The 12,814-nt window shown below is 71.4% G+C and carries 14 protein-coding genes; 7 read left to right on the top strand and 7 right to left on the bottom strand.

Annotation, left to right across the window (positions count from 1 at the left end):
- Nucleotides 1-140 precede the first annotated feature (140 nt).
- From ACIQFZ_RS20020 to ACIQFZ_RS20050, 7 genes are all read left to right on the top strand, one after another.
- Complete coding sequence (locus ACIQFZ_RS20020; RefSeq protein WP_365420942.1) at nt 141-296, top strand: hypothetical protein; 156 nt, start codon at nt 141-143, stop codon at nt 294-296.
- Nucleotides 293-1,018, top strand: a complete 726-nt coding sequence (locus ACIQFZ_RS20025; RefSeq protein ID WP_402691803.1) for a hypothetical protein — start codon at nt 293-295, stop codon at nt 1,016-1,018. Before ACIQFZ_RS20020 ends, ACIQFZ_RS20025 begins: the two co-directional genes overlap by 4 nt.
- Nucleotides 1,019-1,215: 197 nt before the next feature.
- A complete protein-coding gene (locus tag ACIQFZ_RS20030; protein WP_365777013.1) occupies nt 1,216-1,614 on the top strand; it encodes a phage holin family protein in 399 nt (132 codons plus the stop codon).
- Nucleotides 1,611-2,135 (top strand): DUF3618 domain-containing protein, encoded by a 525-nt coding sequence (locus ACIQFZ_RS20035; protein ID WP_383057378.1) that lies wholly within the window; start codon nt 1,611-1,613, stop codon nt 2,133-2,135. The genes ACIQFZ_RS20030 and ACIQFZ_RS20035 overlap by 4 nt, the downstream gene beginning before the upstream one ends.
- A gap of 182 nt (nt 2,136-2,317) precedes the next feature.
- Nucleotides 2,318-2,935 carry a winged helix-turn-helix domain-containing protein gene (locus ACIQFZ_RS20040; protein ID WP_365420933.1) on the top strand — a complete coding sequence of 206 codons (618 nt, stop codon included), beginning with the start codon at nt 2,318-2,320 and terminating at the stop codon, nt 2,933-2,935.
- 41 nt (nt 2,936-2,976) lie between these two features.
- Nucleotides 2,977-3,702, top strand: a complete 726-nt coding sequence (locus tag ACIQFZ_RS20045) for an SRPBCC domain-containing protein (protein WP_365420930.1) — start codon at nt 2,977-2,979, stop codon at nt 3,700-3,702.
- A 265-nt stretch (nt 3,703-3,967) separates the two neighbouring features.
- Entirely contained in the window at nt 3,968-5,395 is a 1,428-nt protein-coding gene (locus tag ACIQFZ_RS20050; RefSeq protein WP_365420927.1) for a hypothetical protein, read from the top strand.
- A 222-nt stretch (nt 5,396-5,617) separates the two neighbouring features.
- Here the strand turns inward: ACIQFZ_RS20050 and ACIQFZ_RS20055 are convergent, their stop codons facing one another.
- The 7 genes from ACIQFZ_RS20055 to ACIQFZ_RS20085 all read right to left on the bottom strand — a co-directional run bounded on the left by ACIQFZ_RS20055 (nt 5,618) and on the right by ACIQFZ_RS20085 (nt 12,595).
- Entirely contained in the window at nt 5,618-6,202 is a 585-nt protein-coding gene (locus tag ACIQFZ_RS20055; RefSeq protein WP_225074115.1) for a TerD family protein, read from the bottom strand.
- A 47-nt stretch (nt 6,203-6,249) separates the two neighbouring features.
- A complete protein-coding gene (locus ACIQFZ_RS20060; protein WP_402691804.1) occupies nt 6,250-7,464 on the bottom strand; it encodes a TerD family protein in 1,215 nt (404 codons plus the stop codon).
- Nucleotides 7,465-7,566: 102 nt separating this feature from the next.
- Nucleotides 7,567-8,556, bottom strand: a complete 990-nt coding sequence (locus tag ACIQFZ_RS20065) for a zinc-dependent alcohol dehydrogenase family protein (protein ID WP_365420924.1) — start codon at nt 8,554-8,556, stop codon at nt 7,567-7,569.
- Nucleotides 8,553-9,416 (bottom strand): carbohydrate ABC transporter permease, encoded by an 864-nt coding sequence (locus ACIQFZ_RS20070; protein ID WP_383057382.1) that lies wholly within the window; start codon nt 9,414-9,416, stop codon nt 8,553-8,555. The genes ACIQFZ_RS20065 and ACIQFZ_RS20070 overlap by 4 nt, the downstream gene beginning before the upstream one ends.
- The gene (locus tag ACIQFZ_RS20075) at nt 9,416-10,360 is read right to left on the bottom strand and encodes a carbohydrate ABC transporter permease (RefSeq protein ID WP_402691805.1); all 945 of its coding nucleotides are present in this window, start codon (nt 10,358-10,360) and stop codon (nt 9,416-9,418) included. Before ACIQFZ_RS20075 ends, ACIQFZ_RS20070 begins: the two co-directional genes overlap by 1 nt.
- Nucleotides 10,357-11,718: a sugar ABC transporter substrate-binding protein gene (locus ACIQFZ_RS20080; RefSeq protein ID WP_365420915.1), complete on the bottom strand. Its 1,362-nt coding sequence runs from the start codon at nt 11,716-11,718 to the stop codon at nt 10,357-10,359. Before ACIQFZ_RS20080 ends, ACIQFZ_RS20075 begins: the two co-directional genes overlap by 4 nt.
- 106 nt (nt 11,719-11,824) lie before the next feature.
- Nucleotides 11,825-12,595: a DeoR/GlpR family DNA-binding transcription regulator gene (locus tag ACIQFZ_RS20085; protein ID WP_225074110.1), complete on the bottom strand. Its 771-nt coding sequence runs from the start codon at nt 12,593-12,595 to the stop codon at nt 11,825-11,827.
- Between the last annotated feature and the right edge of the window lie 219 nt (nt 12,596-12,814).

Below are 12,814 nucleotides of genomic sequence, written 5' to 3' on the forward strand. Positions count from 1 at the left end.
CAGGGCGACCGTGAAGCTCCACTTAATTCCTCTACCGGATATCCGTAAGCAGAGCTGGAGCGATGGTGCCCTGTGTCCAACTCGCCCGTCATGCGTCACCATGGGCAGGAGGTCACCGACGTGCAGGCACGGGAGGCGTCATGAAGCTCGGCAAGGCACTGGCCACCGGAGTCGCGGAGGAGCGGTCGCCGGCCCGCGAGGAGGAGACCGGACTCCCCGAGGCGGTCCAGGAGATCCAGCGGATCCAGGAACCGCGGGCCGCCGCCACGCCCGAAGAGGCTCCGGCCGCCCGATGAGGCTGCGGCTGCCCGCGGAACGCCCCACGGAGCCGCCGACCGGATACAAGATCGCCCACCCGGTGCTGTCCCACGACGGCACCCGGGTCCACTTCACCGGTGTGTCGCTCGGCGGCGCACTGCCGTACGGCGTCGTCGCGGACGCGGCCTGCGTCTACGGCCGCCGGCACCGGCCACCGGCCCGTCTGTGCGACTGCGGATTCCACTGCGTGCACGAACGCGCCGCCGCCGAGGCCCTGCTGTGCACGGCCGAACACCGCAGTGCCGTCCTGCTGGAGGTCTCCGTCCTCGGCGCCTACATCCGCTACGAACGCGGTTTCCGCTACGCCCGCCAGCGGGTGCGCACGGCGGCGGTCGGCCCGTGCGCGTGCGGCGCGCCCGCCTCCGCCCTGGCCGACGCGGGCTGGGGCAGGCCCGGCTGGCGCGCGCTGACCGCCGTCTGCGCGGGCTGCCTGCGCGGCCGTACGTCCGTGACGCCCGCCGGCTTCGCCCGGCTGGCCGGGGACGGGCTGCGGGTCGTGGCGGGCGACGGCGGGTCGGCACCGGTCGCCGCGGCGGTTGCCGCGACCGGATCGCCCGCCGGGCCGCTCGCTGGGCCCGAAGGGCTCGGGGTGCCCGAACTCGTCGCGGAGGCCGCCCTGTTGCAGGCACGCCTCGACTGGTTCCAGACCCAGCTGGCCCGGCTCGGCGAGCGCGGGCCCGGCGGTACGGGCCAGGGGTAATCGCAGAGGTCCCGGGGTACCCGGATGGTCCGGACCGAGAGGAGGCGGACACCGTGACCGGGACGATCGATGTGAGGCCTGCGCGCGACCAGCGCCGCCCAGTGCGTGACCGCTCGGCGGACGACCGTTCACCGGCTGAACGCCCGGTGGCCGAACGCCTGCCGGCCGAACCGTCAGTGGGCGACCGTTCACCGACTGTGCCTGCGGAGGGCGAGCACTCGGTGGGTGAACTCGTCCACCGGGCCACCGAGCAGCTCTCCCAGCTCGTACGGCAGGAAATGGCCCTGGCCAAGCTGGAGCTGACCGAGAAGGGGCGCCGCATGGGACGCGGCGGCGGACTGCTCGGCGCGGCGGGCGCCGTCGGCTATGTCGGGCTGATCGTGCTCGCCGGCGCGGCCACCGCCGCCCTCTCGCTGGCGCTGCCCGTGTGGTCCGCGGCGCTCATCGTGGCGGCCGTGCTGTTCGTGGTTGCGGGCGTGCTGGCCGTCGTCGGACGTGCCCAGTTGCGCCGCGCCGCACCGCCCACACCGCAGGAGATGCTCGGCAGCGTCAAGGCGGACGTCGAAGCGATCAAGGAAAGGGCACACCACCGATGACGGACAGGACACAGGGGGACGGCGGCGCCACTCCGCCGGCGGGCGCGAAGGGCCCCGATGAGCTGAGGTGGCAGATCGAACAGACCAGGAGCCAACTCGGCGACACTGTCGAGGAGTTGGCCGCCAAGGCGGATGTGAAGGGCCGGGCGAAGGCCCGCGCGGCCGACCTGATGGACAAGGCCGGCGCCCTGACGGTCCAGCTGCGCAGCTCCGCCGCGCACGCCGGGCACGTCGTCCAGGAGAAGGCCAGCCATGCCGGCCACCGGACCCAGGCGGGGGCGAGCCGGACCGGGCACACCGTCCAGGAGCGGGCCTCGCGGGCGGGCCACACGGTTCAGGAACGGGCCATACGCGCCGGGCACACGGTCCAGGAGCAGGCGACCCGGGCCGGGCACTCCGCCCCGGTGAGCAACGCGGTCGAGGCGTACCGCCGCAACCCGCGCCCGCTGGTGATCGCGCTCGCGGCGGGTGCGGCGCTGGTCGCGGCCGGACTGCTGATCCGGCGCAGCCGCCGCCGCTGAGGCCGCCCGGTCCGGAAACGGCACACCGGGAGCACGCCACGTCGGGACCACCGGCTTCCTGAAGGCCGCTCCCACCCGAGAGGTGGGGGCGGCCTTCCCGTGCGCCCGGCGACCGACGCACCGGCCCACCGAAAAGTCGAACCGTCTGGACAAAAAAAGTTTTCGGTGGGAGGGTGGATCCCATGCTGGACGTCACCGTGATCGAGGACCCCGAGGCCGCAGCCGTCTCCCTGGATCCCATAAGGGCCAGGCTGCTCGCCGAGCTGGCGGCCGGCCCCGCCTCGGCCGCCATGCTGGCCGGTGCGGTCGGCCTGCCCCGGCAGAAGGTGAACTACCACCTCAAGACGCTGGAGCGGCACGGGCTGGTCGAGCTGGCCGGCGAGCGCCGCAAGGGCAACGTCACCGAGCGGCTGATGCGCGCCACCGCCGCGTCGTACGTCATCTCCCCGCTGGCCCTGGCCTCCGTGCAGCCCGACCCGGACCGCTTCCGCGACCAGCTCTCCGCGCGCTGGCTGCTCGCCCTCGGCGCCCGGCTGGTGCGCGACGTCGGCTCGCTGATCACCGGCGCGGCCAAGGCCCGCAAGCGGCTGGCGACCTACGCGCTGGACGGCGAGGTCCGCTTCGCCTCGGCCGCCGACCGGGCCGCGTTCGTCGAGGAGCTGACGGTGGGCGTCACCGCCCTGATCCGCAAGTACGACGCCCCGGACGCCGAGGGCGGACGCGACCACCGGATCGTCGTCGCCTTCCACCCCACGGTGAAGGAGAGGGCCGCGCCCGCCGTGGAACCCGAAGCCCAGTAACAGCCCAGTCCCCCCGGACCGTCACCGAGCAGGAGCCCGTCATGTCCAAGGAATTCGAGATCGTCCGTGAGTTTGAGGTCGACGCCACCCCCCAGGAGGTGTGGGAGGCGATCACGACCGGTACCGGTGGATACCTGTGGCCGATGGAGCCGCCGGAGCCCCGGGTGGGCGGCGCCGGACCCTTCGGGTCCACGGTCACCGCCTGGGACCCGCCGCACCGCTACACCAACCGCAGCGAGGACGTCGGGTTCCCGGTCCAGTCGCTCAACCAGCTCGACCACACCATCGAACCGCGCGACGGCGGCCGCCGCGCCTGGGTGCGGTACGTGCACAGCGGCGTCTTCACCGACGACTGGGACAACCAGTACGACGGCGCGAACAAGCACACCGACTTCTATATGCACACCCTGCGCGAGTACCTGACGCACTTCGCGCCGCGCCCGGTGGCCTTCGCGACCCTGGACGGCCCGGAGGCGTCCACCGCCCCCGACGCCTTCACGGCCGTGGGCCGGGCCCTCGGGCTCACCGACGACACGGCCACGGGTGCGCGCGTGACCGTCCAGGGGCCCCGGACGTTCGAGGCCGTGCTCGACTACCGCAGCCCGTACTTCATCGGGCTGCGCACCGACGACGCCCTCATCCGCCTCTTCGGCCGCAACCACTGGGGCGCCCCGGTCGGCGTCAGCGTCCACGACTTCGCGCCGGACGCCGACGCCAAGGCCAACGAAGTGGCCTGGCGGGAATGGCTGGACGGGGTCTGCGCCTGACGGCCGCCGACCCCGTCCTCAGGACACGCGGGTGTTACGGGTGGAACCGGAGCACCTGCGGGTCGTGGTCGCTGGTCTGGTCGTGGAACTCCGCGTTGACGTGCACGCTGTCGTAGTCGAGTTTCGGTCATGTACAGAACGTGACGGAAGGTGAACCGAACGGGATGGGTCGAAATCCGTCTAGGCTGAGCGGTTGAGTCGTCAGACTTACCGGCCCGTGGGCTTCCCACCCTCCGGGCCCCGGTCCGCTAGGAGAAACCAGCCGATGTCAGACAGGTCCTCGTTCCCGCCGGTGCTGCTCGCCTCCCAACCGGAGCTGGCCCGGGACGCGCTCGCCACCCCGCTGCTGTCCCGCGCCGCGCGGCTCGCGCGCTGGGCCGGAGACGGGACACGGGTCGACGCCGACGGCGCGCTGGCCGAGGAGCAAATGCCCGCCGCGGCCGAGGCGCTCGGCCTGAGCGGCGACGGCGCGGCGGCCGGGGCGAGCGAGGCCTGGCGGGTCGCCCTGGACATCGGGCTCGTCCGCATCGTCGACGAGGACGAGGGCGCCGTCGCGCCCGGCCCCGACCTGGCCCTGCTGACCGGCGGCTCCCCGCACGACGTGCTCGCGGTCTGGACGAACGCCCTCGAGGGCGTGCTGGCCGACGCGAGCGTGCCCGATCCAGACGCGCTGGTCGAAGCGGTGGGCCGGGGCGGCGCGGTCGACCTGTCCGGACTGGACTGGGACCCCGAGGCGGAGGCGGAGTTCCTCGACGGGGTGCTCGCCAACCTCTACCGGCTGACGGCCGGCTCGGACGGGTCCGGCGGCGGTCCGGTGCCGCTGCCCGTGCTCGCCGCCTCCATGATCGTGCCCAGCGACATGGGGGAGCCCACCAACGACATACTGGAGCAGGTCTCCGAGGCGATGATGCGGCTGGACGACCAGTTCCGGCTGCTGGAGCCTGCGGGCCTGGTCGAGTACCGGCCGGTGGACGAGGAGTTGATGACGGACGCCGAGAACGAGCCGTCGACGCCGGTCGAGGAGGTGGACGTCGCCCGCTACGGCATGGTGCGACTGACCCCGCTCGGACTGCACGGTCTGCGGGCCCGGCTGCTGGAGGCCGGCTGCCGGGCGCCGGTGATCGGCGAACTCGCGGACAAGGGCGCCGACGTGCTGCTCGACGGCACCGCCGGGTTTCCCCCGGCGGCCACGCACGCGGAGACCGAGCGGTGGCTGGCGAGCCGCGAACCTCTGTCTGCCGCACGGGAGTTGCTCGCCGCGGCGCGCGGCACGGACGCGGGAGCGCCGCTGCGGCGGCTGCGCTGCCAGCAGGCGCTGTCCCTGGTCGGAGCCGAGGCCGAACCGGCGCTGCGGGAGGTGCTCGACGACGCCGAACTGGGCGGTCTTGCCCGGGTCTGGCTGACCGAGCGCGGTCTGGCCGACGTGCCGCCGCCGTCCCAGGAGATGATCTTCTGGTTGACCATCGACACGGTGGCCGCCCAACTGGCGGCCGAGGGCGACTCCGAGGAGCTGCACGCCCTCGTCGAGGGGCTCGCCGAGCAGCACAGCGGCTTCTTCGCGGCGGCCTGGCGGGTGGACCACCCGCAGACGGCGGACGTGCTGGAGGCGATGGGACGGCTGCACCCGGACAAGAGGACCGCCAAGGAAGCACGCAAGGCGGCGTTCAAGGCCCGCTCCGCGCACGGCGGTTGAGCGGCAGACCCGGGCAGGCGGCACGTCGGGCGGCGCCGGAGGCGGGGGAACACGGCGCGTTCGGCGGCCGCCCGCGCGGCGGAGCGTACGCCCGCGCGGCCGCGGACCCCGGCCGGGGCGGCCACCCTCTCCCCCCGTGGGTACGGGTCCCGCGGTCATGGACCGGCCGCGACCCGCGCCCAGCGTGCGGGCCGCGGCCGTCTGGTCATGTGCCGCGTTGCGTCACTTGCTGACGGCGAAGCGCATCAGGGCGTGCTCGTCGCCCTGCTTGATCTTCCCCGTCTCGTTGATCACCTCGAGCTTCCAGGAGCCGCCGACCCGAATGGCCTTGGCCACGGCGCAGCCGTTGTCCTGGGTGAGCAGGCTCGGCCAGATGTCGGCGACCTGCTGGGAGGTGCCCCCGGTCGCGTCGTACACCTTGAAGCTGATGTTGCGCGCCTTCTGGAAGGAGCTTCCCTTCTTGAAGGCCGAGGCGATGAACACGATCGAGGTGATGTTCTGCGGTATCCGGGCGAACTCGACCGTCACCGTCTCGTCGTCGCCGTCGCCCCGGCCGGTCTGGTTGTCGCCGCTGTGCAGCAGCGAGCCGTTGCCCATGGGGTCCAGCGAGTCCAGGCCCGCCAGGCGCACCGGATCCGCGCCCTGCATGGCGACGGCGATCAGGTCGAGGTCGGTGCCCATCTTGCGGCGGAGCACGCCCATCACCCCGCCGGAGGTACCGCCGGTGGGGTCCCAGGACACGCCGATGGACATGTGGGTCACCCCGTCGAGGTCCGCCGGGCCGTCTTCTTTCGTCAGCGTGATCATCTGTGGTTCATCCTCCGGTGAAATGACTGCGACAGGCGAATTCTGTCCTACAGCGCCTGGGCCGCAGGCTTCACCATGTTCCGTACGGTGCGGGCCTTGACGAAGTCGCCCATGGCCGTCATCTCCCACTCGCCGGTGAACTGCCGGATGAGCTTGGCCATCATCACCCCGGTCTGCGGCTCGGCGTGGGTGAGGTCGAAGCGGACCAGCTCCTCCTCGGTGGTGGCGTCCACCAGGCGGCAGTAGGCCTTGGCCACCTCGGTGAACTTCTGGCCCGAGAAGGAGTTCACGGTGAACACCAGGCCGGACACCTCCTGGGGCAGACGCCCGAGGTCGACCACGATCACCTCGTCGTCGCCCGCGCCCTCGCCGGTGAGGTTGTCGCCGGAGTGCTTCACGGCGCCGTTCAGGATGGTGAGCTTGCCGAAGTAGCAGCTGTCGATGTGGTTGCGCTGCGGGCCGTAGGCGATGACCGAGGCGTCCAGGTCGATGTCGGCGCCGTGGTACGCCGGTTCCCAGCCGAGGCCCATCTTGACCCGGGCGAGCAGTGGGCGGCCGCCCTTGACCAGGGACACGGTCTGGTTCTTCTGGAGGCTGACCCGGCCCTTGTCCAGGTTGACCTTCCCGGCACCGGGAGTGGGGACGGCGGCCGGCGGGGCCGGGGGAACCGGAGGGGCGGCCGGGGGCTGGGCGGCGGGCGCCGGGGGCGGCGGGGTGAGTGGCTGGGGCGGGACGACCGGTTGCGGAGGGGCCACCGGAGCGGGGGCCGGTTCCTCCACGGTCACGCCGAAGTCGGTGGCGATGCCCGCGAGTCCGTCGGCGTACCCCTGGCCGACGGCCCGCGCCTTCCACTGGCCGCCCCGCAGATAGATCTCCACGACCACCAGCGCCGTCTCGGTACCGAGCCGCGGCGGGGTGAACGTGGCCAGCGGCGAGCCGTTGTCCGCGTCGCGGATGGTGGCCGTGGGCTCGATGCCCTGGAAGGTCTGCCCGGCGGCGTCCGGGCTGGCGGTGACCACGATCTTCTCGATGCCCGGCGGCACCGCGGTGGTGTCCACGATGATCGCGTCGGGCGCGCCGCCGCCGCCCGAACGGTAGGTCACGCCCGGCCCGGACGGCTGGTTGTAGAAGATGAAGTCGTCGTCCGAGCGCACCTTGCCGTCGGCGGTGAGCAGCAGGCCCGATACGTCCAGCCGCACCGGAGCGGCGACGTCCACCGCCACACACGCGGCGGGCAGAGGGATGTTCGAGCCGGGGGTCATAGCTGTCATGTGGGAGGTAACGACCGAAGGCGCTTTACCGTTCCCTTACCCGGCAGACGGGTGAAGCGGTGAAGCGCCCTCGCCGGCCGTGGCCGGTTCTCGCTACGGCACGACCAGGATCTTCCGCCCCACCCCGGACGCGAACTGCTCCAGAGCCTCCGGGTACCGCTCCAGCGGGATCCGGTCACTGATGAAGACCTCGGGGTCCAGCACCCCGGCCGCGAACAGCTCCGCGGCCCGCTCGAAGCTGTGCAGCACCGCCATGGAGCCGGTGATGGTGATCTCCTGGTTGTAGATCCGGTACGGGTCGATCATCACCCGGGTCGCGTAGTCGGCCACCCCGAACTGGAGGAACGTACCCGCCTTCGCCACCCGGTCCAGGCCGTCCTGGATCGCCGCCGCGTTGCCGGTCGCGTCGATCACCACGTCCCAGCCCTGCGGCCGGTCCAGCTCGTCCGCGTTCGCCGCGGACGCCGACACGCCCAACTGCCGGGCCGTCTCCAGGCGGGCCGGGTTCACGTCGACCACGTCCACGCCGGCCGCGCCGGTCCGCTTGGCCAGTTCCAGCATCATCAGGCCCATGGTTCCGGAGCCGTAGATCAGCACGTGCGAGGCGAGGCGCGTGCGCAGCACGTCGTAGCCGCGGACCGCGCACGACAGCGGCTCGATCAGGGCCGCGTCCTCGGTGCGGATGTGCTCGGGCAGCTTGACGCAGTTGGCGACCGGGGCCACGGCGTACCGGGCCGCGCCGCCCGCGGTGGTCACGCCGATCGCGGCCCACCGCTCGCACAGGTTGTTGTGCCCGTCGCGGCAGTAGCGGCACTCGTAGCAGTACAGCGACGGGTCGACCGCCACCCGGTCGCCGACCGACACCTCCGTGACCTGCGTGCCGACCGCGGCCACCTGGCCGGCGAACTCATGCCCGGGCACGATCGGCAGCTTGGGCGCGAACTCGCCCTGGAGGATGTGCAGATCGGTGCCGCACAGCCCGCAGGCCGCCACCTCGACGACGACCTCGCGCGGCCCCGGCGTCGGGTCGGGGACCTCGGTGACGACGGCGCGGCCCACGGACTCGATGACGGCGGCCTTCATTTCACGGCTCCCAACGACAGGCCCTGGACCAGTTTGTCCTGGGCGGCGAACCCCGCGGCGAGCACCGGCAGGGAGATGACGAGCGACGCGGCGCACACCTTGGCCAGGAACAGGCCCTGGCTGGTGATGAAGGTGGTGAGGAACACGGGGGCGGTCTCGGCGACCACACCCGTGAGGACCCGCGCGAACATCAGCTCGTTCCAGCTGAAGATGAAGCAGATCAGGGCGGTCGCCGCGATGCCGGGCAGGGCGATCGGGGCGACCACGCGGCCCAGCACGGTCGGCAGCCGGGCGCCGTCGATCTGGGCGGCCTCGATGATCGCGACCGGGACCTCGGACAGGAAGGACTGCATCATCCAGACCGCGATCGGCAGGTTCATGGCCGTGTAGAGGATGACCAGCGCCCAGATGTTGTCGAGCAGGCCGGTGTTCTTCGCGAACAGGTAGATCGGCAGCAGACCGGCCACCAGGGGCAGCATCTTGGTGGACAGGAAGAAGAACAGGACGTCGGTCCACTTCTTCACCGGCCGGATGGACAGCGCGTACGCGGCGGGCAGCGCGAGGAGGAGGGTCAGCAGGGTGGAGACCAGCGAGGCGGTCGTGGAGTTGATCAGCGCGGGCCAGGGACTGGCCCCGCCGGTCAGCCCGAAGAACTGCCGGTAGCCGTCCAACGTCAGCGCGGCGGCCACCGACGGCGGGTTGGTCGCCGCGTCCGCCTCGGAGTGGAAGGACGTCAGTACCATCCAGAGCAGGGGCAGCACGAACACGAGTCCGGCCAGCCAGGCGACGACGCCCAGGGCCGCACCCCGGAACCGGCCGCGCGGTTTGCCGTACCGCGGGGCGGTGGTGGCGGTGGCCATCAGCGGGACACCTCCTCACGGAACAGCGACGACACCACGCGAAGCGCGAAGGTCGCCAGGATGATCGAGCCGATCACGACGATGACGCCGGCCGCGGAGGCGAGGCCGTTCTCGTGCGCCTGATAGAAGGTCTGGTAGATCGTGTACGGCAGGTTCGCGGTGCCCAGGCCGCCGGAGGTGATGGTGAACACCGCGTCGAAGTTCTGCACGATGTAGATCGAGCCGAGCAGGACGCCGAGTTCGAGGTAGCGGCGCAGATGCGGCAGGGTGATGTGCACGAAGATCTGCCAGTCGCTCGCCCCGTCCATCCTGGCCGCCTCGAGCAGTTGTGAATCGCGGCTCTGCAGTCCGGCCAGCAGGATCAGCATCATGAACGGGGTCCACTGCCAGATCAGCGCGGCCTCCACCGCCATCAGCGGCATCTCGGAGATCCAGTCCGGCTGAACCGCCCCGTCCCCGCCGATGGCGTGCAGGATGCCGTTGAACAGCCCGTACTCCGGGTTGAACAGCAGGTGCTTCCACATCAGCGCGGCGGCGACCGGCACCAGCAGGAACGGCGCGATGAGCATGGTGCGCACGGCGGACCGGCCGCGGAAGCGGCGGTCGAGCAGCAGCGCCAGCAGCAGGCCGAGCAGCAGGCTGACCAGCACCACGGTGACGGTCAGCAGGATGGTCGTCCACACCGAACTGCGCAGCTCGGGGTCGCTCAGCACCTCGCCGTAGTTGGCGAATCCGGCGAAGTGGCGCCGGTCGGGGTAGAGCGCGTTCCAGTCGAGGAACGAGATCACCAGGGTGGCCACGAAGGGCAGTTGGGTGACGACGATCATGAAGAGCAGCGCCGGCAGCAGGGGCGCCCGGGTGGCCCAGGCACGCATGCGGTTCGGGCGCCGGGCCGCCGGCCGTCCGGAGACGGCGGCGGCGCGGGCCGGTGACGTCAGGGTCATGACCCCTCGTACTTCTGGGCGACGGCCTCGGCGAGCTTCTGGGCCTTCTTCAAGGCGCTGTCCACCGACTGGCGTCCGGCGATGGCGGAGCTGATCTCCTGGGAGACCTTGGTGCCCAGGTCGGTGAACTCGGGGATGCCGACGAACTGGATGCCGGGCGCGGGACGGGGCTGCACGCCCGGGTCCTCGGGCTTGGCGTTCGCGATGGCGTCCCGAGTGACGTCCGCGAACGCGGCGGCCTCCTTGCGGTACTGCGGGATGTCGTAGGTGGAGGCACGCTTGCCGGCCGGGACGTTGGACCAGCCGGCCTTCTCGCCGGCGAGCTTCTCGTAGTCCTTGCTGGAGGCCCAGGAGATGAACTTCCAGGCGTTCTCGGAGTTCTTGGACGCCTTCTGGATGCCCCACGCCCAGGTGTAGAGCCAGCCCGAGCCGTCGGTCTTCTCGACCGGGGCCGGGGCGTAGCCGATCTTGCCCTTGACCGGAGAGCCGTCGGCCTCCAGGGAGCCCGCTCCGGCGGTGGCGTCGTACCACATGGCCGTCTTGCCCTGGGTCATGTTGTTCAGGCACTCCGCGTAGCCGGACTGAGCGGCACCGGCCTCGCCGTGCTTGCGGACCAGGTCGACGTAGAACTGGGTGGCCTCCTTGAACTCCTTGGAGTCCAGGCGTGCAGTCCAGTCCTTGTCGAACCAGGTGCCGCCGAAGGTGTTCACCACCGTGGTCAGCGGTGCCATGACCTCGCCCCAGCCCGGCAGTCCGCGCAGGCAGATGCCCTTCATGCCGGAGCCGTCGATCTTGGCGGCCAGATCGGCGACCTGCTTCCAGGTGGGCTTGTCCGGCATGGTCAAGCCCGCCTTCTCCAGGACGTCCTTGCGGTACATCAGGAAGGAGGACTCGCCGTAGAACGGCTCCCCGTACAGCTTGCCGTCCTGGGCGGTGAGCGCCCGGGTCATCGGGGGGAGGATGTCGGCCTGGTCGAAGGCGGTGTCCTTCTCGACGTAGGCGTCCAGGGGGTGCAGCCACCCGTTCTTGGCGTAGATCGGGATCTCGTAGTTGCTCAGGGTGGCGACGTCGTACTGCCCGGCCTGGTTGGCGAAGTCCTGGCTGATCTTGTCGCGGACGTCGTTCTCCGGCAGGACGGTGAAGTTCACCTTGATGCCGGTGTCCTTGGTGAAGTGGGCGGCGGTCAGCTTCTGCAGCTCCACCATCTGCGGATTGTTCACCATCAGGACGTTGACGGAGCTGTCGCCGGCGGATCCGGACCCGCCGGCGCCCGAGCAGGCGGCGAGCGGAGCGATCAGCGTCCCTACCGCCGCCGCGGCGAAGAGGGTCCGTGGCGAACGTCGGCTCTGGGTTCGCATGGGTACTCCAGGAGATGTTGACACTAATGGGGACTTGAGGGTGACGAGAGCGCCTCGCGGGGCGGGTGGAGGGTGAGGTTCAGCGGGGTGCCGGGCGACTCGGCGGTCAGACCCGGATGACCTGCGGCCCGAGCAGGGAGTAGCGGTGTGCCTCGGTCGCCGGGAGCAGGGTGCTCGTCACGATCGCCTCCAACGCGCCGACTTCGGCGAACCGGCAGAAGCTGACCGCCCCGAACTTGGTGTGGACGCCCGCGAGCACCACCCGGCGCGCGGCCCTGACCGCCTGCGCCTTCACCTCGCTGACCGCCGGGTCGGGCGTGGTCAGACCGTGCTCGCGGGAGATGCCGTTGGCGCCGATGAACGCCAGGTCGATGACGAAACCGGACAGCATTTTTGTCGTCCAGTGGTCCACGGTGGCGAGGGTGCCGGAGCGGACCCGGCCGCCGAGCAGCAGCACGGAGATGGTGCCGGTCTCGGCGAGCGCGCCCGCGACCGGCAGGGAGGCGGTGACCACGGTCAGCGGCCGGTCCCGGGGCAGGGCCTCGGCGATGAGCTGCGGGGTGAAGCCCTCGTCGACGAAGACCGTTTCGGCGTCCCCGAGCAGTTCGGCGGCGGCGGTCGCCACCCGGCGCTTCTCGGGTACGTGGCTGGTGGCGCGGAAGGCCAGGGTGGTCTCGAAGCCGGCGCTCTCCACGGGGTAGGCGCCTCCGTGGGTACGGCGCACCAGACCGTGGTCCTCCAGGGAGCGCAGGTCCCGTCGTACGGTCTCCTTGGCCACGCCCAGGTCGGCGGCGAGCGCGGTGACGTCGACCGATCCGGTGGCACGCGCCAACCGCACGATTTCGCGCTGGCGCTCCTCGGCCGTCCCGTGGCTCATGGGTCGACCACCCGCTTCCTGGTTTCGATGCCCGTTCGGGCCCGGTGCGGCCCTTGCCGGATGTTCTACAGCGGGTGCGCGGTTCTGACCAGGCTTGTTTTGGGCTCGCTCCTGTCCGTTTACGCCCGTTCGGCTCGGGCGGTGCCCGCCTCGGACCTGCAGGGGGGTGTTCCGGGGCGTGGGAACGGGCAGCATCGATGCCCGAATACGAGAGCGGGC

Source organism: Streptomyces sp. NPDC093064 (genome assembly GCF_044754605.1).
In the GTDB taxonomy this organism is placed as follows: domain Bacteria; phylum Actinomycetota; class Actinomycetes; order Streptomycetales; family Streptomycetaceae; genus Streptomyces.